The organism is Streptomyces sp. NPDC093568, from assembly GCF_044764945.1.
GTDB lineage: Bacteria > Actinomycetota > Actinomycetes > Streptomycetales > Streptomycetaceae > Streptomyces.
This window is the reverse complement of record NZ_JBIWJD010000001.1, coordinates 1039979-1066009: the sequence shown is the minus strand read 5'-3', so window position 1 is coordinate 1066009 and position 26031 is coordinate 1039979. Positions and strand designations below refer to the sequence as shown.

Below are 26031 nucleotides of genomic sequence, written 5' to 3'. Positions count from 1 at the left end.
GGTGCGGGGATGGTCGCGATCATGACAGAGACGACGCGCACGGTTTCCCCGCCGACGAAACGGCCCGTACGCCAGCTCCTGGCCGCCTCGGTCGGCAATGCCGTGGAGTGGTACGACTGGTACGCCTACACGTTCCTCGCCACCTACATCGCGGCCGAGGTCTTCCCGAAGAGCGCGGACAACTCCCTGGTACCGCTTCTCTCGACGTTCGCGGTCTTCGCGGTGGGCTTCTTCATGCGACCGGTGGGCGGACTGCTGATGGGCGCCATCGCCGACCGCCGCGGCCGGCGCGCCGCGCTGACGGTCACCATCCTGCTGATGGGCGGCAGCAGCCTGCTGGTCGGCCTGACCCCGGCGTACGAGTCGGCCGGCGTCCTCGCTCCGGTGATCCTGGTCCTGGCGCGGCTGCTCCAAGGCCTCTCGGTGGGCGGCGAGTTCGCGGCATCGACGACGTTCCTGGTGGAGTCGGCGGGGCCCGGGCGACGCGGGCTGTTCTCCAGCTTCCAGTACGTCTCGACGACCGCCGGGCAGCTGGTGGCCTCCGGCATCGCGACACTGCTGGTGGACACCCTGACCGACGGGCAGATGAACGGCTGGGGCTGGCGGATTCCGTTCGTGCTCGGTGCCGTGCTGAGCCTGGTCGGCTTCTGGATCCGGCAGGGCGCGCAGGAGACACGGAGCGCCGAGCAGCGACAGGCCCCGCGGCCCGGCCTGCTGGAGGCACTGCGCCGGCATCCCCGCCAGTCCCTGCTGATCTGCGGAATCACCGCGGGCGGCACCATCGCCTACTACACCTGGACGTCGTATTTGCCGACGTACGCCGAACTCAACGCGGGCGTCGAGAAGTCGGACGCGCTGCTCGCGGGCACCATCTCGCTGGCCTTCTTCGGTCTGCTCCAGCCCCTCGGCGGCCTCCTCTCCGACCGCTTCGGCCGCCGCCCCCTCCTCCTCTTCTTCGGCCTGGGCTTCACCCTGCTCACCGTCCCGCTGCTGCACGCGCTGCACGACTCGTTCGCGGTGCTGCTGCTCGTGCAGTGCGCGGGCATGGTGCTGCTGACCGGGTTCACCTCGATCAGCGCGGCGGTGAACGCCGAGCTGTTCCCGCCCCGGGTGCGGGCGGCGGGCATCGGGTTCCCGTACTCGCTGACGGTCGCGCTGTTCGGCGGTACGGCGCCGTACGTCGGCACGCTGTTCAAGGAACTGGGTCACGCGGACCTCTTCCCCTGGTACGTCGCCGCCCTCTGCCTCGGTTCGTCGCTGGTGTATCTGCGCCTGCCCGAGACGGCGCACAAGGCGCTCGAACGGTGACCGCGCTCGGCTGCGGGTCGGCGCGGCTCGGGGTGTGGTGAGGTGGGCACCATGACGACGAGTGACACGATCGTGGTGCCGGAGCTGTACATCGGCTATCCCAAGGTGGCCTTCGGCGGCTATGTCGCCGGTGTGCTGGCGGCGAGGTCCGGGGCGCCGGCGGTACGGGTGGACTTCCGTGGGCCGGTGCCGGTCGAGGCACCCGTCCGGATCGCCGAAACCGCGGACGGGGGCGTGGAGTTGGGCGAGTCCGAGCGGCCCCTCGCCCTGGCGCGTCCCGGCGAGTTGCCGCTCGACGCGCCGGCCGCGCCGTCCTGGGACGAGGCCGCCGCCGCGGCCGAGCGGTTCCGGGCGGCGCCCCCGTCGGGCGTGGTCGACTGCTTCGGCTGCGGCCTGCGGTCCGCGGACCGCGGTCTGCGCGTGTACTGCGCGCCGGTGCCGGAGCGCGGTCTGGTGGCCTCCGCCTGGACCCCGTCGCCCGTTTTCGCCGACCCGGACGGCCTGCTCCCGACCGAACTGGTCTGGGGCGCTCTGGACTGCCCGGGACACTGGGCGGGCCGCTTCCTCGGCACTCTGCGACCGGGCGCGGTCACCGCGGCCCTCACGGGCACGATCATGCGGCCCGTCGCCGTGGGTGAGCCGTACGTCTCGTACGCGTGGCTGCTGTCGGAGACCGGCCGCAAGCACACGATGGGCGTGGCACTCGCCACGGTGGAGGGCGAACTGTGCGCCGTCTCCGAGGCGTTGTGGATCGATCCGAAGCCCGCCCCCTGAACAGGCAGGGTCTCCTGTGACGGGCACGCGTGGCGGGGGAAGCGGAGGTGCCGCACCCTGAGAGGGAAGGGAGGGATGGCCATGGTGCGTGTCACGGGCCCCCTGCTCTACGGGGCCGCCGCCGGGGCCGCGGGAGCGACGGCACTCGACGTGGTCTCCTACGGCGACATGGTGCTGCGGGGCCGGCCGGCCAGTTCCACACCCGAGACGACCGTACGCAAGCTGGCGCAGACGCTGCACCTGCGCATTCCCGGCGAGGGCCGGGCCCAGGAGAGTCGCGTCGAGGCGCTCGGCGCGCTGACCGGCCTGGCGGCCGGGATCGGTATGGGCGCGGTCCTGGGGCTGGGGCACGTGGCCGGCTGGCGTCCGACCCGAAGCACCCAGTACGCGGCAGCCGTGGCGGGGGCACTGGTGGCCACCAACGGGCCCATGACCGTGCTGGGGGTGACCGATCCCCGGACCTGGGCCGCGTCCGACTGGGTCGCCGACATCGTTCCCCACGTCGCCTACGCGGTGGTGACGGTGAGCGTGTTCAATCGCCTGCTCGGTCGGGTCCCGCCACCCTGACGCCGGGCAGCGGGTGCGGCCGCCTCCGGGCCGGGTCATCCTGAGGGCAGGAGGACAGGAACTCCGCAGCCCCGGTCAGGAGGACGCCCCGCCATGGCCGACACGGTCGCCGACCTCATCGTCTCCACGCTCAAGGCATCCGGGGTGCGACGGGTGTACGGACTGCCCGGCGACTCCCTCAACGGCTTCACCGACGCGCTGCGCCGGGACGGCACCATCGCGTGGGGCCATGTCCGGCACGAGGAGGCCGCGGCCTTCGCCGCCGCCGCGGAGGCCGCGACGACGGGTCGCCTGGCGGTCGCGGCCGGCAGTTGCGGGCCGGGAAACCTGCACCTGATCAACGGACTGTTCGACGCCCAGCGCATCCGGGTGCCGGTGCTCGCGGTGGCCGCGCACATCCCGCAGGAGCAGATCGGCAGCGAGTACTTCCAGGAGACCCATCCGGAGCTGCTGTTCCGTGAGTGCAGCGTGTACTGCGAGCTGGCGAGCATGCCCGAACAGGTGCCCTGGCTGCTGGCGACGGCGATGCGCGCCGCGCTCGAACGCGGCGGGGTGTCGGTCCTGGTCGTCCCCGGCGAGCTGTTCCTGGCTCCGGCGCCCGACAGACCGGCTCAGCACCCGGTGCTCAAGACGTCGTCCCACGTCCGGCCGGACGACGCCTCGCTGGCCCGTGCCGCGCAGGTCCTCAACGCGGCCGAACGGGTGACGATCCTGGCCGGCGCAGGCTGTGAAGGGGCGCACGACGAGGCCGTGGCACTGGCCGAGGCGTTGCGGGCACCCATGGTGCACTCGCTGCGGGGCAAGGAGTTCCTGGAGCACGACAACCCCTACGACGTCGGACTGACCGGGCTGATCGGCTACAGCTCCGGCTACCGGGCGATGGAGCACTGCGACGCGCTGCTGATGCTGGGCACCGACTTCCCGTACCGCTCCTTCTATCCGCCGAAGGCGTCCGTCGTGCAGGTCGACGTGCGCGGCGAGCACATCGGCCGCCGTACACCGGTGGAAGTCCCGCTGGTCGGGACCGTCAAGGACACCGCGCGGGCGCTTCTTCCGCTGTTGGAGCGCCGGGACGACGACGGCTTCCTCGGGACGATGCGCCGCCACTACGAGCGGGTGCGGTCCCGCCTGGACCGGCTCGCCGAGGCCAGGCCCACCGAATCCCCGCTGCACCCGCAGTACGTCGCCGCCACCATCGACCGGCTCGCGGCCCGCGACGCTGCCTTCACCGCCGACGTCGGCACGCCGACCGTGTGGGCGGCGCGCTATCTGCGCATGAACGGGGAGCGGCGGCTCATCGGTTCCTTCAACCACGGCTCGATGGCGAACGCCCTGCCGCACGCGATCGGCATCCAGGCCAGTCATCCCGGCCGGCAGGTGATCGCGCTGTCGGGCGACGGCGGCCTGGCGATGCTGCTCGGTGAACTGATCACGCTGCGGCAGCTGGACCTCCCGGTGAAGGTCGTCGTCTTCAACAACTCGGCGCTGGCGTTCGTCGAGTTGGAGATGAAGGCGGCGGGTGTCGTCACCTACGGCACCGGGCTGGAGAATCCCGACTTCAGCGCCCAGGCCCGCGCCGCCGGCCTGCACGCGTCCAGCGTCCGGCGCGCCGACGAACTGGAGGACGCGCTGCGGGAGGCCTTCGCCCACGACGGGCCCGCCGTGGTCGACGTCCACACCGAGCGCCAGGAACTCTCGCTGCCTCCCAAGCTCACCCTCGAGCAGATCAAGGGTTTCACCCTGTTCGCCACCCGCACGATCCTCTCCGGACGCGGTGACGAGATCGTCGAGCTCACCAGGACCAACATGCGTCAGCTCAGCCTTGAGTAGGCCATCGATCTTGCGGGCTGGCAGCCTGGAGTTGCGCGTCGCCGTCGCGAGCTTGTGACGTATTCAGATTTCCGGTGAGATATCTCCATCCCGCTGGGGATGGGTGCCCGGATGTGAGGGGGCTCGCGACCGGGCGGTCGTCGCGACGAGCCGAGGATCTCAAGTGACCGTGCATCAGCATCAGGGGGGCACCACTCCGGGCCGGGATTCGCTGTACGACGTGTTCATTTGCTACACGTGGGCGGACGGCAAGGACTGGGCGGACGACATGGGCCAGGCCCTGCGCGCCAAGGGACTGGACGTCTTCCAGGACGACCAGTCCGTGCCCGAGTGGGCCGAGGAGGAAATGCTGCCGTCGGTGAAGGCGGCGCTACTTGGCTCACGGCTCCTCCTTCCCCTGCTCACTCCGTGTTTCGACGAGAGCGACCACTGCTGGTCCGAGCTGCACCTCGCGCTGTCCTGCGCGAAGGCCCTGGGTGGAACGGCGATGCGCCGGGTCATGCCGCTGACTTGGAGGGTGCCGCCCAAGCAGGTCCGGCCGAAGGCGCTCAAGAAGCGCAAGCTGACCCGAGAGGGCCATTCCGTCGAGGAACTGGCAGACCATGTCGCAGCGGTGGTTGCCGAGGTACGGGAAGCCGACGATCGGCGCTTCGGTGACGTGATGCCGCAGAGGCCGAGCTGGCTTGCCGACGAACTGACCGGCGACTCCGGTTTCGTCGGACGGCGCAAGGAGCTCTGGGCCCTGCACGACGCGTTCCAGGAGCCGGGCGGAACACTGGACGGCGGTGCGCCCATCGTCTCTGTACGAGGGCTCGGAGGCTCGGGCAAGAGCACTCTCGCCAAGCAGTACGCCCGTTGGGCAGCTGACGATCACCCGGGTGGCGTCTTCGTCGTCGAGCTGTCCGGTAGTGACCCCTTCGGTCGGCATGATGCCAGTGCCGTCGAAGCCGCCTTCCACCGTGCGATGCGGCGCATCGCCGTGCGCCTCTCCTTACCGGAAGGCGAAGGCACCCCCGAAGAGTTGCGGCGTGCTGTGGGCAGCCGCCTGAGTGGTCTGCCGCCCTATCTCTGGATCGTCGACGACCTCCCCGCCTCGGTGAGCCTGCGCGAGCACCCTTACCTGCTGTCCCCCAGCCCCAATGGCAGGTCTCTGATCACCACCCGCGGCAGTGTCCGCGGCATGGGCCGCACCGAGATCGTTCTGTCCGGCTTGGGCCCGAGGCCGGGACTCCGGCTGTTGACCGCGTGCCGCAGGCCGGCCCAGGAAGATGTCGACGAACGCAATGCGGCTCGTTCCGTCGTGGCGGATCTGCGGGAGCACCCGCTGGCCCTGCAGATCACCGCCGGGTTGACGGCGGCGGAGGGATTCCCCGGCTACCGGTCCCTGCTCACGGATCTACGCGAGGACGCCAGGCCCGCGCTGGAACTCGCGGAACATCTGGGCCACGTGCTGCCGGCGGAGAACGCCCGTCCGCTCAGTGGAGTCCTGCTGCGCGCCTTCGACGCCCTGCCGGCCCCGGCCGTCCGCGTGCTCGCCGCCACGAGCGTGCTCGCCGCAGCGCCCATCCCGCACGACCTCCTGACGGCGCTGTTTCGCGCCACAGCCGAGGACTCGAACGCCGTCGCCTCAGCCGTGACGGAGGGCATGCGCGCTCTTGAGCGCCGAGGCCTCGCCGAGGAAGTCCGCGAAGACGGCGGCACCACCTACTCCGTCCATGCGCTGGTCGGTCACGCGGCGCGCATCCTGTCGCGCGAGGGAACACGAGCCGAGTTCTCCCGTCGGGCCGTGCGCGTGCTGGCCGAGATACTCCACGAGGCAGGCGCCGACGCCGAGTCGAGACACCGTACCCTCGGCCTGCTGGCCCACGTGCGGGCCGTGGCAAACCCGGCGGCACCCGAAGGCTGGGGTGTGGACGCCGCCCGCTGGTCGCTGCTTGCGGACTCCGGTCGTCTTCGCTCGGAACTGGGGGACAGCCCGGGTGCCGTCGAGGACTTCCGGTCCCTGTACGCCTCGTGCTGTGCGTCGTCGCTCTGCGACCCGTACACCACACTGCGCGCGCTGGTCGGGCTCGGTGCCGCACTGCAGGAGAACGGCGCACTCACGGAAGCGCGTGGACTTCAGGAGCGGGCGGTCGAGGAACTCGACGCGCTGTACGGCCGTGACCCGTTCGACAATCCTCATCCCGCCACGCTTTGGGCGATGAACAATCTCGCCAATACCCATCAAGCCCTCGGGGACCATCGGAAAGCCCGCTCGCTGTTGTGGGAGACCTACCGTGGCTGGCGTGGACGGGGCGGCCCGTCCGCTCAGCCGGCCTTGACGACTCTCAACAACCTGGTGATCGCGATCGGTCGAGGCCCCGGCCGTTATGCCGCGGCGACCGCACTGCGCATCGCCACCTGCGCCCACGAACAATGGGTGAGCACGGCCGGACGGGACGCCCGGGGCACGGTGGACAGTCTGTTCAGCATCGGCGCCAACCACCTCCGCCTGGGTGAAACCGCGGCGGCGCGCACGGCGTTCGAGGAAGTCTGGCAGCGCCGCCGATCCCACTGGGGCGACGACCACCCCGACACCATGGATGCCCGCGAGAACATCATCACCGCACGCAGGAGGGCCACCTCGTGACCACTGAACCCGACGACTGGAGCCACTACGGTCTTTATGCGGACCGTTTGCGCGTCCAAGGCCCCGGCCATCTGGCCACCGTGACGACGTTGATGGCTCTGCTGCAGGGAGGCCTCGCGGACCTGCCCGCGCCGCAGGCCGCCGACAGGTCCGTGGGTGAGCCGAGCGATCTGCCGGAGGGGGTCGGCCCCGACGACGTGTACCTGGAAGGCGATCACGACGAACTGCTCGCCGAACTCCTGGTGGCCGCCGTCGAATTCCAGGAGCGGCAGGTCGAACGGCACGGCCCGGACGCTCCCGAGACACTGCGCGCGACCCTGGGCCTTGCCCATGCGATGGCCGCCGCCAACCAGTACGAAGGGCAGCGCGGCGATGCCTTGGTACTGGCGCAGGACGCCCGGGACGGCATCGACGACTGGGCGGTACGGTCACCCGATGCCGTCGATGCCAGGGACCAGGAGGTCGCCCGGACCCTGCACCACTGGATCCTCGACGGCCTGGGCGAGGATCCGGCCTACTGATCCGGGAGCCCGGCGCCGAGGCCTGCCAACTGCGCGGCCACGGCGTCGGCATCCGACGCTCCGAGAGACGTGAACAGAGCCAGCGACCGCTGCCACCGGTCGCGGGCCGCGTCCACCTGGCCCGCGGAGGCGTACAGGGAGCCGAGGCGCCGAAGGCTCCTCGCCTCCTCGTACCGGCTGCCGGCCCTGCGCCCGAACTCCACGGCCTGTTCGTAAGCCTGGACGGCGGATGCGTCACCACCACGTTCCCGGGCCAGACCCAGCGTGTACGCGGACTGAGCGACGTCCAGGTCAAGGTCCAGCGCGGAGAAAAGAGTCATCGCTTCGGTGGCATGCCCCGCCGCGTCGGCGGTGTGACCCAACTCGATCTCGACCTTGGCCATACTGCGCAGCGTGATGCCGATCTTCCGCACTGCCTTGGTCCTGCGATAGGCGTCCAGAGCACGTTGCTGCAGGTCCAGCGCCTCGGCGTATGCGCCCTGACGCCTGAGTACCGAGGCGAGGTTGGCGAGGGAGTCGCTGAGGCCGAACTCGTCGTCGAGTTCGGCGAATCGGTCGTGCGCCAGCTGATACTGACGGGCCGCCTCGTCCATGCGGCCCGCTTCCAGCAGAGCACGTCCGAGATTGTTGCGGGTGATGGCCTCGGCCCTGCGGTCGCCGAGGCGTTCGCATCCAGCCAGCGCCAGGTAGTGGCTTTCCGACCACCCGTCCAGGTGCTTGGTCAGGTAGAAGTAGTCACGCAGGGTATAGGCCAGCTGCCAACGGCGAACATCGAACACGGGCTCGTCCAGGCGGCAGAGTGCCACCAGCGTGCGCCACTCGGCATCCAACCAGCACAGTGCGTCGGCCCTGCCGGCCATGGACGGCTCGACCGTGATCGAACACCCTGCGGTCTCCAGGACGAACCGGTGGCGATACGGCATGATGATGCGCCCCGCCCGGTCCGCCATGGACAGGTAGTAGTCGTACAGGCAGGTGAGCGGGTGACGTTCGGGGGCCGGTGTTCCGCCGGCCGAGTGCAGTTCGCGCCCGTAGGAGCGCAGCAGGTCGTGCATCGCGAACCGGTTGTCGGCCGTCTCGTCCACGAGGTGCGAGTCGGACAGTCGCCGCAGCACGCGGACCGTTTCATCACCCGGAGTTCCGAGCAGCGCCGCGGCCGAGGGGAGGTCGAACGTGTCGCCCGGATGCAGCGCGAGGGTTGCGAAGGCGTCGCGCACGGTCCTCGGCAGTCCTCGGTAGGACCACGAGAACACGCTGCGCAGCGTGGAACCGGTGTCGTCGTCCGCGTCGAAGAGGTCGAGCCCGGTGCCGATGTCGTTCAACTCGCCGACGAGCGAGGCGATGCTCCGAGCGGGCCGGGCAGCCACCTTCTGCGCTGCGATACGCAGGGCCAGGGGAAGACCCGCGCAATGGGAGGCGAGCCGGCCCACGCTCTCCTCCTCCGCGGCGGCTCGCTCCCCGATCGCGGCGTTGAGCAGTGCCCGGCTCTCGGCGCCGCCGAGGACGCCGAGCGCCACGGGCCGTACCGCGTGGTGCACGCCCAACCCGCTCAGCCTGCGTCGGCTGGTGACCACCACGGCGCACGAGTCCGAGCCGGGGATGAGAGGACGAACCTGCTCGGTGGTCGAGGCGTTGTCGAGGATGACGAGCACCCGGCGACCGCTCAGTGCCGTACGGAAGGTGGCCGCACGTTCCTGCAGCGGCCCGCTCTCCGCGGCGTGCGACCGGCCGAGAGCCCTGAGAAAGCCGCTGAGAACGGTGAGCGGGGAAAGGGGTTCCTCCGGACCGAACCCCCTCAGGTCGACGTAGAGCTGGCCGTCCGGGAAAGCAGAAGCGGCCCGGTGTCCCCAGTACGCGGCCAGCGCTGTCTTCCCCGTGGCAGCGGCACCGGTGATCAGCACGATTCTCGGCTGCCCGGCCTCAGGGGGCCGGAGCAGGCATCCCAGTGCTTCGAGTTCGGCGGTCCGCCCCACGAACAGGCCTGCGCTCACCGGAAGCTGGTGCGGTGTCTCGGTCACCGGCGCGCTGCCGGTCACCCGGATCCCGCCGTCGATCCGGCCTGCCTGGACCACCACGCCGGCAGAGGCGTTGACCGAGTTGCGGACGTCGAGTCCTGTTGGGCCAGGGGGTCGGTCCGACCGATCAGCCATGTGACTCCCCCTCGGCGCACGCGCGAGTATCACCGTCCTTCCGAGAGTAGCCACCGGTCGGTTCCACGGACACGGTGCCTCAACTGGGGCCGTGTTACTCCTGCGTCCTTTGGGCAGGTGACGGTCCGATGGTGAGTGAGCCCACCGTGCCCGCCTGAATCACCGGGCCGTGCTGCACCCCGCCGCTGATCGCGTTGTGGACCTCCACACCTTGCTGATCGGTCCGGTGGGGTTCCAATTCGTCCAGCACCGCCCGCAGTTCGGACGCGGCGTGGGGATCAGCCAGCAACGTGCGCCGCAGGCGGGTGCGCCATTCGGCGCGGACGTCCGCCACGGTCTGCTCGTCCCCGGAGTCCGTGGCCGCCGTCAGCTCCTCGCGCGAGGTCTCCAGCTGTCCTTCGATCACTTCCTCCTCGGTGCCCTCATGGCGGGAGAAGAACGCGATGACGCGATCACGAACCTGTCCCCAGGAGTCCGTCGCCATCTGCTGGACGACCGCCGTAGCGCCCGCGGCGGCCAGTGCCATCAGCTCCGCTTCCATCGAACCCCCTACGCAGCGACTGAGGCGGCAACCGTACTCCGGCACCTCACCTCTTCCCTTCCGCGAGACGGAAGAAGCATTGCGGCCCCGTGCCGGTCTTCCGGACGATGCACCCACAGCAGACAGACGGGAGCCGCAACGATGCCGCACACCACCGCCTTCGCCAGGAACCAGTGGTACGTCGCCGCCTACAGCCACGAGGTCGGGCGCGAGTTGCTCGGACGGAGCATTCTCGGGGAGACGCTCGTCCTCTACCGGACCGAGGAGGACGGGACGCCCGTCGTGCTGCACGACCGGTGCGTGCACCGCCGGTACCCGCTGTCCGAGGCCCCGACCCGGCTCGACGGTGACCGGATCGTGTGCGGGTATCACGGGTTCACGTACGACACGACCGGTACGTGCGTGTACGTGCCGGGGCAAAAGCGCGTCCCGCGCACCGCGCGCGTGGCCTCGTACCCGGTCGTCGAGCAGGACTCCCTGATCTGGGTGTGGATCGGTGACCCGGCGCTCGCCGACCCGCAGGTCATCCCGCGGGCCAGGCACCTCGACTCCCCCGGCTGGGTCACCGTGCGCGGCATGGAGCCGATCGACTGCGACTACGGCCTCCTCGTCGACAACCTCCTCGACCTCTCGCACGAGACCTACCTCCACGGCGGCTACATCGGCACCCCCGAGGTCGCCGAGACGCCGATCACCACGGAGGTCGACGAAGGAGCCGGGATCGTGCGGGTGAGCCGGCACATGGACGACGCCGAGTGCCCGCCGTTCTACGCCAGGTCGACCGGGATCGAGGGGCGGATCACGCGCTGGCAGGACATCGAGTACCACGCGCCCTGTCTTTACCTGCTGCACAGCCGTATCGCCCCGGCCGGTGTGCTGCCGGAGGCCGACGGCAGTGATCCCAACGGCTTCCACACCGAGATCACGTACGCCATCACCCCGTCCGGCGACGGCAAGGTCTACGACTTCTGGGCGGTCTCCCGGGACTGGGCGACGGACGACGACGAGGTCACCGAGTTCCTGCGCGGCAACAACCACACCGTCGTCATGCAGGACGTCACCGCCCTGAACCTGCTCCAGCGGACCCTCGGCACCGAGCGCCACGGCTACCAGGAGCTGAGCATCAACATCGACACCGGCGGCCTGGCCGCGCGCCGTATCCTCGCCCGGCTGGTCGAGGAGGGCGCCAAGCCCGTGGAGAAGGTCCAGTGAGCACGCGTCCGACCGGCGAGATCTACCGCATCGACTGGCTGCCGGGCACCGACGTCCTGCACGGCACCTGTCACTGCGGCCGCGAGCACACCGCGCAGGACCCGGTGGAGATGTGGGAGTGGATGCTCGCCCACCCGCAAGGACACGAACCGCGAGGAACCGTTCATGAGTGACGTGTACGAGGCCGAACTCGTCGTCGACCGCCTGGAGCCGGCGGCCGACGGCGTCCTCGCCCTCACCCTGTGCCACCCGCTGGGCGAGCGCCTCCCGGCCTGGGAGCCCGGCGCCCACATCGACGTCGTGCTCGGGCCGGGGCTGGAGCGGCAGTACTCGCTGTGCGGCGATCCGGCGGACCGGACGCGGTGGCGCCTCGCCGTGCTGCGGGAGCCGGACGGACGCGGCGGATCCGCCCATGTGCACGAGCAGTTGGGGCAGGGCGACAAGGTCCGGGTGCGCGGTCCGCGCAACCACTTCCGGCTGGAGTCCGCCCCCCGCTACCGCTTCGTCGCCGGCGGCATCGGCATCACCCCGATCATGCCGATGCTGGCCGCGGCCGAGGCGGCGGGCGCGGAGTGGACGCTGCTGTACGGCGGGCGGACGCGTCAGTCCATGGCGTTCACCGAGGAGTTGGGCCGGTACGGCGACCGAGTCACCGTCGCCCCGCAGGAGGAGGTCGGGCTGCTGGACCTCGCCTCGGTGCTCGACGGCGTTCCCGACGGCACCCTCGTCTACTGCTGCGGCCCCGGTCCGCTGCTCGACGCGGTGGAGGAGCGGTGCCCGGCCGGCGTGCTGCGCGTCGAGCGGTTCCAGGCGAAGGAGAAACCCGTCGGTGAGGACGGGGAGTTCGAGGTCGAGCTGGCGCGGAGCGGGCTGACGCTCACCGTCGCGCCGGGTGTGTCCGTGCTGGACACGGTGCGGTCGGCCGGCATCGAGGTGCTCTACTCCTGCACCGAGGGCACCTGCGGGACCTGCGAGACCGACGTCCTGGACGGCACCCCGGACCACAGGGACTCCGTCCTCACGTCGGAGGAGCAGGAGAGCGGCGAGACGATGATGATCTGCGTGTCGCGGTGCCGGGGGCCGCGGCTGGTCCTGGATCTGTGATCCGTCCCGTACCGGTGATCCGCAGGTCGGCCTCGATCCCGGCGACGGTCGCCAGCAGCGGTGGCAGCAGGTCCCGGCGCACCGAGTCGACGGTGTTGCGGCCCGCGTGCACGGCGATGTTGACGGCCGCGACCACCTCGCCGTCCCGGTCCCGCACCGGGGCGGCGACCGACCTGAGCCCCTCCTCCAGCTCCTGGTCGACGACGGCGTAACCCTGCCGGCGGACCCTGCGCAGCTCCGCCCGCAGGGCGTCCGGCGAGGTGAGGGTGCGGGCGGTCAGCGACTTCAACTCCGAGCGTGCGAGCCGCACTTCGGTCTCCTCCTCCGGCAGATGCGCGAGGATCACCCGGCCCACCGACGTCACGTGCGCCGGGAAGCGCGTGCCGACCGTGATGGACGCGGTCATGATCCGGCGGGTCGGGACCCGGGCGACGTACACGATGTCGTCGCCGTCGAGGACGCACAGGGACGACGACTCCCGTACCCGGGCGACGAGTTGCTCCAGATGCGGCTCGGCGATCTGGGGCAGGGTGTAGCTGGAGAGGTAGGAGTAGCCGAGTTCCAGCACGCGTGGGGTGAGGCGGAAGAGCCGGCCGTCCTGGTGGACGTAGCCGAGGTCGGCGAGGGTCAGGAGCAGACGGCGGGCGGCGGCGCGGGTCAGGTCGCAGGTGTGGGCGACGTCGCTGAGCGTGCGGGCGGGGTGCTCGGCGTCGAAGCAGCGGATGACGGCGAGGCCACGCTCGAAGGACCTCACGAAGTGCGGTGCGCGGGCTTCGGCGGACATCGCCACCTCCAGAAGTGTCAACAATGTTGTCGGCGAACCTTGGTGAACCCATTGACCGGATGCGATTGAGGCTTCTACCTTCCCGCTGAGCAACCCCGCGCACTACTGTGCGCCTTGCGCACAACCTGTCGGAACACCGTTGCCGTTGTCTGTACAGGAGGAGCCATGCGTCGTCTGTCCGCCGGTCTCACCGTCGGCGCCCTGTTGCTCGTCGCGACGGCCTGCGGCTCGTCCGACGACGGATCGCCGAACGCGGGCGAGTCGTCCGGTGGTGTCACCACCGTCAAGATCGGACTCATCCCCATCGTCGATGTCGCGCCGTTATATCTCGGCCAGAAGAAGGGGTTCTTCGAAAAGCGGGGCCTGAAGCTGGAGTTCACCCCCGCGCAGGGCGGCGCGGCGATCGTGCCGGGTGTGACGAGTGGTCAGTTCCAGTTCGGCTTCAGCAATGTGACGTCCCTGATGGTGGCTCAGTCCAACGGCGTCCCGGTGAAGGCCGTCGCCAACGGCATCGCCTCGACCGGTGAGCGGGGCAAGGACTTCAACGGCCTGATGGTCAAGAAGGACAGCCCCGTCAAGTCGGCGAAGGACCTTGAGGGCAAGAAGGTCGCCATCAACACCCTGAAGAACATCAACGAGACCGCGGTCCGCCAGGCGGTGCGCGAGGCGGGCGGCGACCCCGACAAGGTGGACCTGGTCGAGATGCCCTTCGACCAGATGCCCGCCGCCCTGGACCAGGGCCAGATCGACGCCGCGTGCGTGGTCGAGCCGGCGACCGCAACCATCCGCAGCCAGGGCGGACGCGAGATCGCCTCACCGTTGGTCGACATAGCGCCGCAGCTCACCGTCGCGATGTACTTCACCTCGACGCAGTACGCGCAGCAGAACCCGGACGTCGTGAAGAAGTTCCAGGACGCCACCGCCGAGTCCCTCGCGTACGCCGAGGCTCACCCGGACGAGGCCCGGCAGATCGTCACGACGTACACCAAGATCCCGGCGTCGGCGTTGGAGCAGGTCATCCTCCCGAAGTGGCCGACCGAGCCGAACCGCCCCTCGATAGAGGCCCTCATGAAGCTCGGCGAGGAGGACGGCCTCTTCAAGAAGACGCCCGACCTGGACGCGCTGCTCCCGTGAGGGGGACGAGCCTCGCACTCGGTGCGGCCGGGCTCGCGGGCTTCCTCGCCCTGGGCGAGGCGGTGCCGCGGCTCGGCCTGGTCAAGGAGGCCTACTTCCCGCCGACCAGCCGCATCGCCGAGGCGCTCGTGGACGAGGCCGGCGACCCCGCCTTCTGGACAGCGCTCGGCGACACCCTCACCGGCTGGGCACTGGGCCTGGCCATCGCCTCCTGCGCGGGCGTCGTCGCCGGAGTGGCCGTCTCGGTCGTGCCCTACCTGCGCGAGGCGACGGCCTCGACGATCGAGTTCCTGCGCCCGATCCCGTCGGTGGCGCTGATCCCGCTCGCGGTGCTGCTGTACGGCACCGAGCTGAGGTCGGTCCTCCTTCTCGTCGTCTACGCCTCCTTCTGGCAGGTCCTGATCCAGACCCTGTACGGCGCCCAGGACGTCGACCCGGTCGCCGAGGAGACGGCGCGCTCGTACGGCCTCGGCACCTGGGCGCGGGTCCGCCATGTGCTGTGGCCGACGGCACTGCCGTACGTCATGACCGGGGTGCGGCTGGCCGCCGCCGTCGCGCTGATCCTCGCCGTCACGGCCGAACTCGTCATCGGGGCCCCGGGGCTGGGCCGGCAGATCGCGGTGGCGCAGACCTCGCAGGCGGTGCCGGAGATGTACGCGCTGGTCGTGGTCGCGGGGCTGCTGGGACTGCTCATCAACGTCGGCGCGCGCATGGTGGAGCGGTGGGCGCTGGCCTGGCACCAGTCGGTGCGCGGGGAGGTGGCGGTGTGATCGGGCGCCTGCTGCGGAGGCTGATGTTCGTGGTCACGCTGCCGGTGGCGCTGGTCACCGGGTGGTGGGCGGCGTCGGCCGGCAGCACGGACCCCTTCTGGCCGCCGCTGCGCACGATCCTCGAGACCTTCCCGGACGTCTGGACGACCGACCGGCTGCGTTCGGACGTCGTGCCGAGCCTCCTGCGGCTGCTCGCGGGCTACGCGACGGCGGTGGTGGCCGGTGTCGCGCTCGGCACGGTCATCGGCTCCTACCGCTGGGTCCGCGCGCTGTGCGAGCCGGTCCTGGAGTTCCTGCGGGCCGTGCCGCCGCCCGTGCTGGTCCCCGTCATCATGCTGTTCGCGGGCATCGGCGACAGCATGAAGATCGTCGTGATCGCGAGCGGCTGTGTCTGGCCGATCCTGCTCAACACCGTGGAGGGCGTGCGCGCGGTCGACTCGGTGATGCTGGAGACGGCCCGCTCGTACGGCATCACGGGGATCGCCCGGCTGCGCCGTCTGGTGCTGCCCTCGGCGAGCCCGCAGATCTTCGCCGGGCTGCGTCAGGCGCTGTCCATCGGCATCATCCTGATGGTCATCAGCGAGATGTTCGCCGCCGACAACGGCATCGGCTTCACCGTCGTCCAGTTCCAGCGCGGCTTCGCGATCCCGGACATGTGGACCGGGATCCTCGTCCTCGGCCTGCTCGGCTTCCTGCTCTCCGTCGTGTTCCAGCTGGTCGAGCGCCGGGTGCTCGGCTGGTACCACGGTCTGCGCGCGACCACCCGGCGGTCCTGAGTGAACATCGTGAAGGGGCGGGTCATGCTCGACGTACGGGGCCTGAGGAAGGTCTACGAGGGGTCGGGGCGGCGGGTGGAGGCGGTCCGCGACCTCACCTTCACCGTCGACGCGGGCGAACTGGTCTGTCTCGTCGGCCCTTCGGGCTGCGGCAAGACGACCCTGCTCAAGTGCATGGGCGGCCTGCTCGCGCCGACCGGCGGTGAAGTGCTGCTGGAGGGGCGCAGGGTCACCGGTCCGCCGCCGGGCATGGCCTTCGTGTTCCAGGAGTACGGCCGCAGTCTCTTCCCGTGGATGCGGGTCGGCGAGAACGTCGAACTCCCGCTGAAGCAGAAGGACTTGAGCAAGGCTCGGCGCCGGGAGCTGGTGCGGGACGCGCTGGAGTCGGTCGGGCTCTCGGACGCCGTGGGGGCGTATCCGTGGCAACTGTCCGGCGGAATGCAGCAGCGCGTCGCCATCGCCCGCGCGCTGGCCTACGAGCCTCGTGTGCTGCTGATGGACGAGCCGTTCGCGGCGGTGGACGCGCAGACCCGGGCCGATCTGGAGGACCTGGTCCGCGGGCTGTGGCGGGAGCGCGGCATCACCGTCCTGTTCGTCACCCACGACATCGACGAGGCCGTCTATCTGGGCGAGCGGGTGATCGTGCTGTCGGCCTCCCCCACGGTCGTCCAGGAGCAGCTCAAAGTCGAACTGCCCGCCGAACGCGACCAGTTGCACACCCGCGTGGACCCGCGCTTCGCCGAGCTGCGCACCCATGTGTATGAGCAGATCCAGGCGGCGAAGCGCGGGGTCGTGCGGGACGCGGTCACGAAGTCAGATACGCCTCCACCTCACTGAACTGCCCGGCCGGCCATCCGGTGTTGGCGCTGACCGACAGCCGCAGGTAGCGCAGGCCGGTGCCACCGGGCAGGGACACGGTGGCCGTGTTGCCGGTGGCCGGGTCGAAGCGGTAGCCGGTGGCGCCGACGACCGTGGAGTAGTTCGAGCCGTCGGTGCTGCCCAGCACCGTGACGGTCTGCGTCCGCGCGCCCCACGCCGGGGACGGCGGCAGCTTCAGCACCAGCCGGCGGACGGCCTCCGTCGAGCCGAGGTCGACCGTCAGGGACTGCGGGAAGGCGTTGTTGACGGACTCCCAGTAGCTGTTCGCGTCGCCGTCGACCGCCTTGCCCGGCGTGTAGACGTCCTCCGAGCCGGTGGCGGTGGCCGGGCGGCCCTTGGCGAGGTTGCGCGCCGGGTCGGGGTCGGGGTTGCCCTGGCCGGGCTGCGGCCAGGTCGAGCAGTCGGACCAGGTGCTGCTCCAGCCGGAGTTGCCGCCGCCGTCGGTGAGGGTGAAGGCTCCGGAATTGGCCGGGTAGGGGCAGTTGTAGACACCGGCCGCGCCGACGCCGGTGGCGGTGACGTTACGGAAGGTGGCGGCACCCTGGGCCTCGGCCTGGACGACGACCGTGCCGGTGTTGCGGACGCTGGCGCCGTCGACGGTGATGTTCTTCGCCGCGTAGCCGCGCCCGCCGCCCGAGACGAACTCGAAGGCGCTGTAAGGGCTGTCGGTGATCGTCGTGTTGGTGATCTTGACCTGGGCCTCGATGGCGCTGTCGTAGGAGTCGACGCGCAGGGCGCCCATCGGGTGGTTCCAGTTGGGGTTCATCGCGCCCGTGCGGACCAGCGTGTTGCCGTCGACCGTGATCGTGCCGGACAGCGGGTGGAACGGGTCCAGGAACTTCTGGTTGGAGATCGCGATACCGCTGCCGAGCGCGTTGGTGTCGGAGATCAGGTTGTTCTTCACGGTGATGTCGGTGCCACCGTAGATCGCGATGCCGTTGGCCAGGTTCGGCTGGGTGATGGTGTTGTTCTCGAAGCTGCTGTTGGTGTCCGGCGCGTACAGCGACCACATGGCGAGCGCGTCGTCGCCCTGGTTGCGCAGGAAGTTGCCCCGGACCCGTACCCCGCGCGCGTTGCCGTTGAGGTTGAGTCCGTCGGCGGTCATGTCGAGGAAGCGGTTGTTCTCGACGACCAGGTTGTCGTTGTTGCCCATCAGCCAGAGGCCGACCTTGAGGTGCTGGAGCCACATTCGGGACACGGAACTGTTCGGCCCCAGCGACCCGTTGACGAAGTTGTCGGGGTTGGAGTCCACCCGCTCGGTGACCTCGCCGATGACCGCGAAGTCCTTGATGTGGACGCCGCCGGACGAGCTGGACTGGTCGATGAAGCGCGAGGTCCGCACGACCGAGTGCCAGCTGCCCGCGCCCTGGAGGGTGACGTTCTGGACCCCGCTGAGGGAGGACGTCAGCCGGTAGTCACCCGGTGGGATCCACACGACACCGCCCTGGGCGGAGGCGATGGCGTCGCGGAAGGCCTGTGTGGAGTCGCCCTGGCCGGTGGGGTCGGCGCCCTTGGACGTCACCGACACCGACCCCGCGGGCTGGCTCGCCGCGCCCGCGACCTGCTCGAAGTCGGCGACGTCGACGGTGACCTGCGTGTTCGCCGCCTCGAGGGAGACCTTGTCGCCGGCTTGGATGTTCTGCCCGAGCAACAGCCGGGCGTTGTCGTAGAAGTGGTGCGTCTTGGCGCCCGGGATCCAGCCGGTGTCGACGTAGGAGTACTTGGAGGTGACGGCGATCGTCTTCGCGAGCCTGGTGCCGTTCACGTAGACGTTCAGTGAGCCGCTCTGGCCGTCCGGGACGCTGTAGGCGATGTTGAGCGCGTTGGCCGCGCGCGGCGCGGTGAACTCGACGCGCTGCCCTGCGGTGAGGCGTACGGCCTGACGTCCCGACGCCTCCGAGGCGAGGGTGCCCTGGGTGTGGTCGGGGCCGATCTTCGTTCCGGTGGTGGTGGCGGACTCCGCCTCGACGGAGGTGAACGGGAGGGTGGCGCCCGCCGCGGCCCGGGCGGTGGGGGCCGTGGCGGTGAGGAGGCCGGCCGCGAGGGCGACGGCCACTGCGGTTGGCATGATCCTGACAGATCTGCGCGTGTACTGCATGTGCTGATCCCTTCGTGGTGGGGGTACGGGGATAGCGGGCCGCGGTCTCAGGCGCGCAGCCAGACCGCGGTGTCCTTCGGCAGCCGCTGGTCCGTGTCCAAGGGGCCGCTGGCAAGCAGGAGTTCGGAGTGTGCGGGGAGGTCGGCGGGGACGTCGGCCAGGTTCACGACGCAGGTCACGCCGGGCGCGCGGGTGAAGGCGAGGACGCCGTCCGGCGCGGGCAGCCAGCTCAGCGGGCCGTCGCCGAACCCGGGACGGAGCGCGATCGCCCGGCGGTAGAGGGCGAGCATGGAGCCGGGGTCCGCGGCCTGGTGGTCGGCGGCGTACGCGGCCCAGCCGGCCGGCTGCGGCAGCCACGGTTCCCGCCGGGCGCCGAAACCGGCGTACGGCTCGTCGGCCGACCAGGGCAGCGGCACCCGGCAGCCGTCCCGGCCCGGGTCGCTGCCGCCGGAGCGGGCGTGCATCGGGTCCTGGATGCGGTCGAGCGGGATGTCCGCCTCGGGCAGGCCGAGTTCCTCGCCCTGGTAGACGTAGACGGCCCCCGGCAGGGCGAGCGAGAGCAAGGCGGCCGCCCGCGCGCGCCGGGTGCCGAGCGCGAGGTCGGTCGGGGTGCCGAAGGTCTTGGCCGCGAAGTCGAAGCCGGTGTCGGCGCGGCCGTAGCGGGTGACCGTGCGGGTGACGTCGTGGTTGCACAGCACCCAGGTGGCGGGGGCGCCGACCGGCGCGTGCTCGGCGAGGGTCGTGTCGATGGATTCCCGCAGCCGCTCGGCGTCCCAGGGGCAGGACAGGAACGCGAAGTTGAAGGCGGTGTGCAGCTCGTCCGGGCGCAGGTAGCGCGCGAAGCGCTCGGGGTCGGGGAGCCAGACCTCGCCGACGAAGACACCGTCGTAGTCGTCGGCGACGCTCCGCCAGGAGCGGTAGATGTCGTGGAGTTCGTCGCGGTCGATGAAGGGGTGCGGTTCGGGTGCGTCGGCGAGGTCGGTGAGCGCGGGGTCCTTGGCGAGCAGCGCGGCCGAGTCGATGCGTACGCCGGCCACGCCCCGCTCGAACCAGAAGCGCAGGATGTCCTCGTGCTCCTGGCGGACCGCCGGGTGGGCCCAGTTGAGGTCGGGCTGCTCCGGGGTGAACAGGTGGAGATACCAGTCCCCGTCGGGGAGCCGGGTCCACACGGGCTCGGTCGAGCCGACGAACTGCGACGGCCAGTCGTTGGGCGGGAGGCCGCCGTCGGGGCCGCGTCCGGGCCGGAAGTGGAACAGCTCGCGCTCCGGACTGCCGGGTCCGGCGGCGAGGGCGGCCCGGAACCACGGGTGCTGGTCGGAGACGTGGTTGGGCACGATGTCGACGATCGTGCGGATCCCCAGCTCACGTGCCTCGGCGATGAGCTTCTCCGCCTCGGCGAGGGTGCCGAAGGCCGGGTCGATCGCGCGGTAGTCGGCGACGTCGTAGCCGCCGTCCTTCAGCGGTGAGACGTACCAGGGCGTGAACCACAGGGCGTCCACGCCGAGTTCGGCGAGATACGGCAGCCGGGCGCGGACGCCCGCGAGGTCGCCGGTGCCGTCGCCGTCGCCGTCGGCGAAGCTGCGGACGTAGACCTGGTAGATGACGGCGGAGCGCCACCACTGTGCGGCGGCATGACGGGGCTGTGCCACGGTGTGGCCCTTTCTGTGGATGCGAGTAGGACGTCAGCCCTTCGTGCTGCCCGCGCCGATCCCGGCGATGATGTGCCGCTGGAAGACCAGGAACAGCGCGACCATGGGGATGCTCGCGATCACCATGGCGGCGATGAGCACGGTCAGCGGGATGTTCTGCGACAACTGGACGAGCGCCACGCTGATCGGCTGCTTCTCGGTGTCGGAGAAGACCATCAGCGGCCAGAGGAAGTCCTGCCAGACGGCCACCAGGGCGAAGATCGACACCACGCCGAGGACCGGCCGGGACATCGGCAGCACGATCGACCACAGGGTGCGCAGCTTCCCGGCGCCGTCGATCTCGGCGGCCTCCAGGACGTCGCGCGGCAGCTGGTCGAAGAACCGCTTGAGCAGATAGAGGTTGAAGGCGCTTGCGACGGCCGGCAGCCAGATGGCGAGCGGGTCGTTGAGCAGGCCGAGGTCCGCCGCGGTCAGGTACTTCGGCACGATCAGGGCCTGGGCCGGGACCATCAGGGTGGCGAGGATGCCGCCAAGGATCACCTTGCCGAGGACCGGCCGCAGCTTGGACAGCGCGTAGGCGGCGGCCGTGCAGAACACGAGCTGGAACAGCCAGGCGCCGGTGGCCTGGACGACCGTGTTCCACAGGTGGGTGGGCAGCTGCATCAGGTCCCAGGCGCCGGTGTATCCGCCGAGGTGCCACTGCTCGGGGACGACCGTGGGCGGGGTGCGCGCCACCTCGTCAGGTGACTTCATCGCGCCCGTCGCCATCCAGTAGACGGGGAAGAGGAACGCGAGGGTGAAGAGCAGGACGGTGCCGGTGAAGACGGACCAGTACACGGCCCTGCCGCGCGGGCGGGCCAGGGCAGCCGGGGAGACCAGGGTCCGGGTCGTCATGCGTCCTCCCCTTCGGTGCGGGTCAGACGCAGATATACGGCGGAGAAGGCGCCCAGGAGCATGAGCAGCATGACGCTGAGGGCGCAGGCGCCGCCGAAGTCGTTGTAGAGGAAGGCGTACTTGTAGATCAGGTACAGGACGGTGACCGTCGCGTTCTCGGGGCCGCCGCCCGTGATGACGAACGGCTCGGTGAAGACCTGCATGGTGGCGATGATCTGAAGGAGCATCAGCATCAGGATCACGAAGCGGGTCTGCGGGATCGTGACGTGGCGGATGCGTTGCAGCAGGTTCGCGCCGTCCAGTTCGGCGGCCTCGTACAGCTCGCCGGGGATGGACTGCAGCGCCGCGAGGTAGATCAGCACGGTGCCGCCCATGTTGGCCCAGGTGGCCACGATCACCAGGGAGAGGAGCGCGGTGTCGGCCCCGTTGGACCAGTTCGACGTGGGCAGGTGCAGGAAGCGCAGCGCCTCGTTGGCGAGGCCGGTGCCGGGGTCGTAGAACCACTTCCACAGCAGGGCGCTGACCACCGGCGGGATCATCACGGGCAGATAGACGACGACCCGGAAGAACGTTTTGGCGTGCCGCAACTCGTTGAGGACCAGGGCGAGTACGAAGGGGATCGCGAAGCCGATCAGCAGGGCGAGCAGCGTGAAGGTGAGGGTGTTGCGCCAGGCGGCGGCGAACTCCGGGTCGGCGAAGACGCGGGTGAAGTTGGCCGTGCCGACCCATTCGGGGTCACTGCCGGGCGTGTACTTCTGGAAGGCGATCACGACCGCGCGGAGCGCCGGGTACCAGGAGAACAGCGCGAAGCAGACGAGGCCGCCGACAAGGAAGCCGTACGCGCGCAGCTGGTCGGCGAGGCGGCGCCGCCTCCGGTCCCCTGCCGGGGGCGGCGCCTGCATCGGGCGGACCGCGACCTTCTCGGCGGTCCGGAGCTGAGCCGTTCTGGTCATGGCTCGTCAGCCTCGGGCCAGGATGCCGTCGATCTTCCCGGAGGCGTCCTTCAGGAGCTGGTCGATGTCGGCGTCCTTCTTGGTGAGGACGGCGGAGACGACACCGTCGAGGACGGAGTAGATCTGCTGGGCGCTCGGCGGCTCGATCTTCATCTCCAGGCTCTGGTTGCCGTCGAGGAAGGCCTGGTAGTTCTCCACCGGGACGTTGGCGTTGGCCTCTTTGACCTGCTGGTCCTTGGTGTCGGCGGCGCCGGTGAACAGCCGGGGCTCGGGCAGTCCGACGGGGGCGTCGTTCTTCTTGGCGCGGGCGTAGTCGCCGAGGAAGCCGTCCCCGGGCGTGAGGAACATGTGGTCCAGCCACTTCAGGCCGGCGCGGATCTGCTCGGGGCTGGCCTTCTTGTTGAACATGTAGCCGTCGCCGCCGATGAGTGTGCCCTCACCGCCGGGCATGGGGGCGAGCGCGAGGTCCTTGTAGTCGCCGCCCTTCTCCTTGACCAGGATCGGGATGTTGTCCGGGGCGGAGAGGTACATGCCGAGCTTGCCGGAGCCCATCATCTGCTGGACGTCGTTGATGACCAGGAGCTGCTTGCTGCCCATGGAGTTGTCGGTCCAGCGCATGTCGTGCAGGTTCTGGAGCACGGCACGGCCCTCGGGGGTGTCGACGGTGGCCTTCTTGCCGTCGGCGCTGACGACGTCGCCGCCCTGGGAGTAGAGCTCGGCGGTGAAGTGCCAGCCGCCTTGGTTCTGGGCGCTGTAGTCGGCGTAGCCGACGGTGCCGCCTCCGAGACCGGCGATCTTCTTGGCGGCGGCCCGCAGTTCCTCCCAGGTGGCAGGGGGCTTCTCCGGGTCGAGGCCGGCCTTCTCGAAGAGCGCCTTGTTGTAGATCAGGCCCATCGAGTAGCCGGTGCGCGGGATGCCGTAGACCTTGCCGTCGACGGTGTAGATGTCGCGCAGCTGCTGCTGGATGGTCCCGTAGCTCTTCAACTCCTTGACGTACGGGGTGAGATCGGCGGCCTGGTTGATGTCGACGACGTGCCGGGCGTCGGTGAAGTACGTGTAGAAGACGTCCTCCATCTGCCCGCCGGCGAGCTTGGCGTCGAAGGTCTTCGGGTCCTGGCAGGGGAACGCGTCGTGGGCGACGACGTCGATGTCCGGGTTGGCCTTCTCGAACGAGGCGATGTCCTGCTCGAAGAACTGGCGGTCGACCTTGGCGCTCTTGGGCGGCATGCAGTTGACCGTGATGCGGGTCTTGCCGCTCGCCGAGTCGTCGCCGCCCGACCCGCAGGCGGAGACGGCGAGGGCGAGGGAGCAGACGCTGAGCGCGGCAAAGGTACGGCGGAACCCGGTGCTTCTCATCGGTGGACCCCTTTGGGCAGGAGCGGTGGGCGCCGCACACTCAAGCACCGCCGACATCCGTCCGCAAGATGTCGCGCGAAATTTGCAATTTTTGAACAGCAGGACGGATCCCCGGCAGGAGCCGTCGGATCTCAGGGACGAGGCGCCTGGGCAGTGGAACCCCGCACCACGAGTTCCGGCTCGAAGAGCAACTCCTCAGCCGGCACGGCGGTCCCCGCGATCTGCGCGTTCAACAGCTCCACGGCGGCGCGGCCCACGCCTTCGACGGGCTGCCGTTCGTGAGCGGAGGCTCGGTTCTTGAACAGCAGGACGGATCTACGACAGGAGCCGTCGGATCTCAGGGACGAGGCGCCTGGGCGGTGGAACCCCGCACCACGAGCTCCGGCTCGAAGAGCAACTCCTCGGCCGGCACGGCGGTCCCCGCGATCTGCGCGTTCAACAGCTCCACGGCGGCGCGGCCCATGGCCTCGATGGGCTGCCGGACCGTGGTGAGCGGGGGCTCGGTGCAGTTCATGAACGCCGAGTCGTCGTAGCCGACCACGGAGATCTGCGACGGGACGACGAGCCCCTTGCGGCGAGCGGCCCTGATCGCGCCAAGCGCCAGCGGGTCGCTCGCGCAGATGATGCCGGTCACGCCCCGGTCGATCAGCCGGGAGGCCGCGGCGTGCCCGCCCTCGATGGAGAAGATGGCCCGCGCCACCCGCTCTTCGGGCAGCTCGCCGGCGATGCCCCGGGCGGCGGCCAGCTTGCGCGCCGACGGCATGTGGTCGCCCGGCCCGAGCACCAGCCCGATGCGCTCGTGCCCGAGCGAGGCCAGATGCCGCCAGGCCTGCTCCACGGCCACTGCGTCGTCGCAGGACACGGCCGGGAAGCCGAGGTGCTCGATGGCCGCGTTGACCAGGACGACCGGGATGTTGCGGTCGGCGAGCTCCTTGTAGTGCTCGTGCGGCGCGTCGGCCTGCGCGTACAGACCGCCCGCGAACACGACCCCGGAGACCTGCTGCTGCAGCAGCAGCGCGACGTAGTCGGCCTCGGACACCCCGCCCTTGGTCTGTGTGCAGAGCACCGGCGTCAGCCCGAGCTGGGCGAGCGCCCCCCCGATGACCTCGGCGAACGCCGGGAAGATCGGGTTCTGCAGCTCGGGCAGCACGAGGCCGACCAGCCGGGCGCGTTCGCCGCGCAGCTGCGTGGGCCGCTCGTAGCCGAGGACGTCCAGGGCGGAGAGCACCGCCTGCCGGGTGGCCTCGGAGACGCCGGGCTTGTCGTTGAGCACCCGGCTGACCGTGGCCTCGCTGACCCCGACTTTCTTCGCCACTTCAGCAAGTCGTCGCGTCATGCGCGCAAGAATAGCGCAAGAAACGCAAGCCGCTTGCGTTGGGCGCCGCCGAAGACCCGCCTACTGCTTCTTCGCCGCCCAGAGCCCGCGCACATGCCCCAGGTGACGGGTCATGACCTCGCGTACGGCTTCCTCGTCGCGGGCGAGCAGCGCGTCGAGGAGTTCGAGGTGCTCCTCCGCCGAGGCCAGCAGGCGGCCGGCCTCGACCAGCGCGGTGAGCCCGTAGAGCCGGGAGCGCTTGCGGAGGTCACCGACGACCTCGACGAGATGGGCGTTGCCGGCCAGGGCGAGCAGGCCGAGATGGAAGCGGGTGTCGGCCTCGACATACGCGATGAGGTCCCCGGCGACAGCGGCCTGGACGATCTCCCGGGCGGCCGGACGCAGCGCCTCCAGGGAGACCTCGTCGGCGGTCCCGGCCAGCTCGACGACCGTCGGGATCTCGATGAGCGCCCGGATGTGCTTGTACTCGTCGAGCTGCCGCTCGGAGACCGCGGTGACCCGGAAGCCCTTGTTGGGGACCGTGTCCATCAGTCCCTCCTTGACCAGGTCCAGCATGGCCTCGCGGACCGGCGTCGCCGAGACGCCGAACCGGGAGGCGAGCGTGGGCGCCGAGTACACCTCCCCCGGGCGCAGTTCCCCGGCGATCAGCGCGGCCCGCAGGGCGTCGGCGACCCGCTCCCGGTAGCTGCTCTTCCTGCCGCCCAGGGTGGGCAGCGCGGGAGCGGCTGCGCTGGACGGGGCGCCGGTGCGCGGGGCGGCCATGGGT

The 26031-nt window shown here is 70.3% G+C and carries 23 protein-coding genes and 1 pseudogene; 13 read left to right on the top strand and 11 right to left on the bottom strand.

Features of this window, described 5'->3' with window-relative positions; translation table 11 throughout:
* Positions 1 to 9 precede the first annotated feature (9 nt).
* From ACIRD7_RS04555 to ACIRD7_RS04530, 6 genes are all read left to right on the top strand, one after another.
* Entirely contained in the window at positions 10 to 1308 is a 1299-nt protein-coding gene (locus ACIRD7_RS04555) for an MFS transporter (RefSeq protein WP_403449624.1), read from the top strand.
* Positions 1309 to 1359: 51 nt separating this feature from the next.
* Positions 1360 to 2082, top strand: a complete 723-nt coding sequence (locus tag ACIRD7_RS04550) for a hypothetical protein (RefSeq protein ID WP_403449621.1) — start codon at positions 1360 to 1362, stop codon at positions 2080 to 2082.
* A gap of 81 nt (positions 2083 to 2163) precedes the next feature.
* On the top strand, positions 2164 to 2649 hold the full coding sequence (locus ACIRD7_RS04545; RefSeq protein ID WP_403449619.1) for a hypothetical protein: 486 nt from the start codon (positions 2164 to 2166) through the stop codon (positions 2647 to 2649).
* A gap of 93 nt (positions 2650 to 2742) precedes the next feature.
* Positions 2743 to 4479 carry a ubiquinone-dependent pyruvate dehydrogenase gene (poxB, locus tag ACIRD7_RS04540; protein ID WP_403449617.1) on the top strand — a complete coding sequence of 579 codons (1737 nt, stop codon included), beginning with the start codon at positions 2743 to 2745 and terminating at the stop codon, positions 4477 to 4479.
* A 163-nt stretch (positions 4480 to 4642) separates the two neighbouring features.
* On the top strand, positions 4643 to 7108 hold the full coding sequence (locus ACIRD7_RS04535; protein ID WP_403449615.1) for a tetratricopeptide repeat protein: 2466 nt from the start codon (positions 4643 to 4645) through the stop codon (positions 7106 to 7108).
* Positions 7105 to 7629 carry a hypothetical protein gene (locus ACIRD7_RS04530; RefSeq protein WP_403449613.1) on the top strand — a complete coding sequence of 175 codons (525 nt, stop codon included), beginning with the start codon at positions 7105 to 7107 and terminating at the stop codon, positions 7627 to 7629. Before ACIRD7_RS04535 ends, ACIRD7_RS04530 begins: the two co-directional genes overlap by 4 nt.
* Here ACIRD7_RS04530 and ACIRD7_RS04525 read toward each other — a convergent pair.
* Together ACIRD7_RS04525 and ACIRD7_RS04520 are read right to left on the bottom strand one after the other, a co-directional pair.
* Complete coding sequence (locus tag ACIRD7_RS04525; RefSeq protein ID WP_403449611.1) at positions 7623 to 9704, bottom strand: tetratricopeptide repeat protein; 2082 nt, start codon at positions 9702 to 9704, stop codon at positions 7623 to 7625. The two genes, ACIRD7_RS04530 and ACIRD7_RS04525, sit on opposite strands and share 7 nt — an antisense overlap.
* Positions 9705 to 9873: 169 nt before the next feature.
* The gene (locus tag ACIRD7_RS04520; RefSeq protein ID WP_403449609.1) at positions 9874 to 10320 is read right to left on the bottom strand and encodes a hypothetical protein; all 447 of its coding nucleotides are present in this window, start codon (positions 10318 to 10320) and stop codon (positions 9874 to 9876) included.
* A gap of 141 nt (positions 10321 to 10461) precedes the next feature.
* Here ACIRD7_RS04520 and ACIRD7_RS04515 point away from each other — a divergent pair, with 141 nt between their 5' ends.
* From ACIRD7_RS04515 to ACIRD7_RS04505, 3 genes are read left to right on the top strand one after another with little or no spacing between them, the layout of a single operon-like run.
* Positions 10462 to 11532, top strand: a complete 1071-nt coding sequence (locus tag ACIRD7_RS04515) for a Rieske 2Fe-2S domain-containing protein (RefSeq protein WP_403449606.1) — start codon at positions 10462 to 10464, stop codon at positions 11530 to 11532.
* Positions 11529 to 11705 (top strand): hypothetical protein, encoded by a 177-nt coding sequence (locus ACIRD7_RS04510; RefSeq protein WP_403449604.1) that lies wholly within the window; start codon positions 11529 to 11531, stop codon positions 11703 to 11705. The genes ACIRD7_RS04515 and ACIRD7_RS04510 overlap by 4 nt, the downstream gene beginning before the upstream one ends.
* Positions 11698 to 12636, top strand: coding sequence for a PDR/VanB family oxidoreductase (locus ACIRD7_RS04505; protein ID WP_403449602.1), 939 nt, complete (start codon positions 11698 to 11700; stop codon positions 12634 to 12636). Before ACIRD7_RS04510 ends, ACIRD7_RS04505 begins: the two co-directional genes overlap by 8 nt.
* On the opposite strand, the gene ACIRD7_RS04500 is transcribed toward ACIRD7_RS04505, so the two are convergent.
* Complete coding sequence (locus tag ACIRD7_RS04500) at positions 12551 to 13420, bottom strand: IclR family transcriptional regulator C-terminal domain-containing protein (RefSeq protein ID WP_403449599.1); 870 nt, start codon at positions 13418 to 13420, stop codon at positions 12551 to 12553. The genes ACIRD7_RS04505 and ACIRD7_RS04500 overlap by 86 nt on opposite strands.
* 165 nt (positions 13421 to 13585) lie before the next feature.
* On the opposite strand from ACIRD7_RS04500, the gene ACIRD7_RS04495 reads away from it, so the two are divergent.
* From ACIRD7_RS04495 to ACIRD7_RS04480, 4 genes are read left to right on the top strand one after another with little or no spacing between them, the layout of a single operon-like run.
* Positions 13586 to 14554, top strand: coding sequence for an ABC transporter substrate-binding protein (locus ACIRD7_RS04495; protein ID WP_403449596.1), 969 nt, complete (start codon positions 13586 to 13588; stop codon positions 14552 to 14554).
* Entirely contained in the window at positions 14551 to 15324 is a 774-nt protein-coding gene (locus ACIRD7_RS04490) for an ABC transporter permease (RefSeq protein WP_403449593.1), read from the top strand. The genes ACIRD7_RS04495 and ACIRD7_RS04490 overlap by 4 nt, the downstream gene beginning before the upstream one ends.
* Before the next feature lie 23 nt (positions 15325 to 15347).
* Positions 15348 to 16100 carry an ABC transporter permease gene (locus tag ACIRD7_RS04485; RefSeq protein ID WP_403451656.1) on the top strand — a complete coding sequence of 251 codons (753 nt, stop codon included), beginning with the start codon at positions 15348 to 15350 and terminating at the stop codon, positions 16098 to 16100.
* 24 nt (positions 16101 to 16124) lie between these two features.
* A complete protein-coding gene (locus ACIRD7_RS04480; protein WP_403449591.1) occupies positions 16125 to 16937 on the top strand; it encodes an ABC transporter ATP-binding protein in 813 nt (270 codons plus the stop codon).
* On the opposite strand, the gene ACIRD7_RS04475 is transcribed toward ACIRD7_RS04480, so the two are convergent.
* The 8 genes and pseudogenes from ACIRD7_RS04475 to ACIRD7_RS04440 all read right to left on the bottom strand — a co-directional run bounded on the left by ACIRD7_RS04475 (position 16906) and on the right by ACIRD7_RS04440 (position 26027).
* A complete protein-coding gene (locus ACIRD7_RS04475) occupies positions 16906 to 19047 on the bottom strand; it encodes a discoidin domain-containing protein (RefSeq protein ID WP_403449590.1) in 2142 nt (713 codons plus the stop codon). The two genes, ACIRD7_RS04480 and ACIRD7_RS04475, sit on opposite strands and share 32 nt — an antisense overlap.
* Before the next feature lie 77 nt (positions 19048 to 19124).
* Complete coding sequence (locus ACIRD7_RS04470) at positions 19125 to 20726, bottom strand: alpha-amylase family glycosyl hydrolase (protein WP_403449587.1); 1602 nt, start codon at positions 20724 to 20726, stop codon at positions 19125 to 19127.
* A gap of 33 nt (positions 20727 to 20759) precedes the next feature.
* Positions 20760 to 21620 (bottom strand): carbohydrate ABC transporter permease, encoded by an 861-nt coding sequence (locus tag ACIRD7_RS04465; protein WP_403449585.1) that lies wholly within the window; start codon positions 21618 to 21620, stop codon positions 20760 to 20762.
* Positions 21617 to 22573 (bottom strand): carbohydrate ABC transporter permease, encoded by a 957-nt coding sequence (locus tag ACIRD7_RS04460; RefSeq protein WP_403449582.1) that lies wholly within the window; start codon positions 22571 to 22573, stop codon positions 21617 to 21619. Before ACIRD7_RS04460 ends, ACIRD7_RS04465 begins: the two co-directional genes overlap by 4 nt.
* A gap of 6 nt (positions 22574 to 22579) precedes the next feature.
* Positions 22580 to 23929, bottom strand: coding sequence for an ABC transporter substrate-binding protein (locus ACIRD7_RS04455; RefSeq protein ID WP_403449579.1), 1350 nt, complete (start codon positions 23927 to 23929; stop codon positions 22580 to 22582).
* A 131-nt stretch (positions 23930 to 24060) separates the two neighbouring features.
* Positions 24061 to 24183 (bottom strand): annotated as a pseudogene (locus ACIRD7_RS04450) (LacI family transcriptional regulator); the annotation flags it as partial.
* Positions 24184 to 24266: 83 nt separating this feature from the next.
* Positions 24267 to 25265 carry a LacI family DNA-binding transcriptional regulator gene (locus ACIRD7_RS04445; protein WP_403449577.1) on the bottom strand — a complete coding sequence of 333 codons (999 nt, stop codon included), beginning with the start codon at positions 25263 to 25265 and terminating at the stop codon, positions 24267 to 24269.
* A 60-nt stretch (positions 25266 to 25325) separates the two neighbouring features.
* On the bottom strand, positions 25326 to 26027 hold the full coding sequence (locus tag ACIRD7_RS04440) for a GntR family transcriptional regulator (protein ID WP_403449574.1): 702 nt from the start codon (positions 26025 to 26027) through the stop codon (positions 25326 to 25328).
* Between the last annotated feature and the right edge of the window lie 4 nt (positions 26028 to 26031).

Bases quoted from the DNA above. Each gene is read 5' to 3' on its own strand.
- ACIRD7_RS04475 (WP_403449590.1), bottom strand. From the start codon at position 19,047: ATGCCAACCGCAGTGGCCGTCGCCCTCGCGGCCGGCCTCCTCACCGCC.
- ACIRD7_RS04515 (WP_403449606.1), top strand. From the start codon at position 10,462: ATGCCGCACACCACCGCCTTCGCCAGGAACCAGTGGTACGTCGCCGCC.
- ACIRD7_RS04445 (WP_403449577.1), bottom strand. From the start codon at position 25,265: ATGACGCGACGACTTGCTGAAGTGGCGAAGAAAGTCGGGGTCAGCGAG.
- ACIRD7_RS04550 (WP_403449621.1), top strand. From the start codon at position 1,360: ATGACGACGAGTGACACGATCGTGGTGCCGGAGCTGTACATCGGCTAT.
- ACIRD7_RS04480 (WP_403449591.1), top strand. From the start codon at position 16,125: ATGCTCGACGTACGGGGCCTGAGGAAGGTCTACGAGGGGTCGGGGCGG.
- ACIRD7_RS04455 (WP_403449579.1), bottom strand. From the start codon at position 23,929: ATGAGAAGCACCGGGTTCCGCCGTACCTTTGCCGCGCTCAGCGTCTGC.
- ACIRD7_RS04465 (WP_403449585.1), bottom strand. From the start codon at position 21,620: ATGACGACCCGGACCCTGGTCTCCCCGGCTGCCCTGGCCCGCCCGCGC.
- ACIRD7_RS04460 (WP_403449582.1), bottom strand. From the start codon at position 22,573: ATGACCAGAACGGCTCAGCTCCGGACCGCCGAGAAGGTCGCGGTCCGC.
- ACIRD7_RS04545 (WP_403449619.1), top strand. From the start codon at position 2,164: ATGGTGCGTGTCACGGGCCCCCTGCTCTACGGGGCCGCCGCCGGGGCC.
- ACIRD7_RS04500 (WP_403449599.1), bottom strand. From the start codon at position 13,420: ATGTCCGCCGAAGCCCGCGCACCGCACTTCGTGAGGTCCTTCGAGCGT.
- poxB (WP_403449617.1), top strand. From the start codon at position 2,743: ATGGCCGACACGGTCGCCGACCTCATCGTCTCCACGCTCAAGGCATCC.
- ACIRD7_RS04495 (WP_403449596.1), top strand. From the start codon at position 13,586: ATGCGTCGTCTGTCCGCCGGTCTCACCGTCGGCGCCCTGTTGCTCGTC.
- ACIRD7_RS04485 (WP_403451656.1), top strand. From the start codon at position 15,348: ATGTTCGTGGTCACGCTGCCGGTGGCGCTGGTCACCGGGTGGTGGGCG.
- ACIRD7_RS04505 (WP_403449602.1), top strand. From the start codon at position 11,698: ATGAGTGACGTGTACGAGGCCGAACTCGTCGTCGACCGCCTGGAGCCG.
- ACIRD7_RS04520 (WP_403449609.1), bottom strand. From the start codon at position 10,320: ATGGAAGCGGAGCTGATGGCACTGGCCGCCGCGGGCGCTACGGCGGTC.
- ACIRD7_RS04555 (WP_403449624.1), top strand. From the start codon at position 10: ATGGTCGCGATCATGACAGAGACGACGCGCACGGTTTCCCCGCCGACG.
- ACIRD7_RS04440 (WP_403449574.1), bottom strand. From the start codon at position 26,027: ATGGCCGCCCCGCGCACCGGCGCCCCGTCCAGCGCAGCCGCTCCCGCG.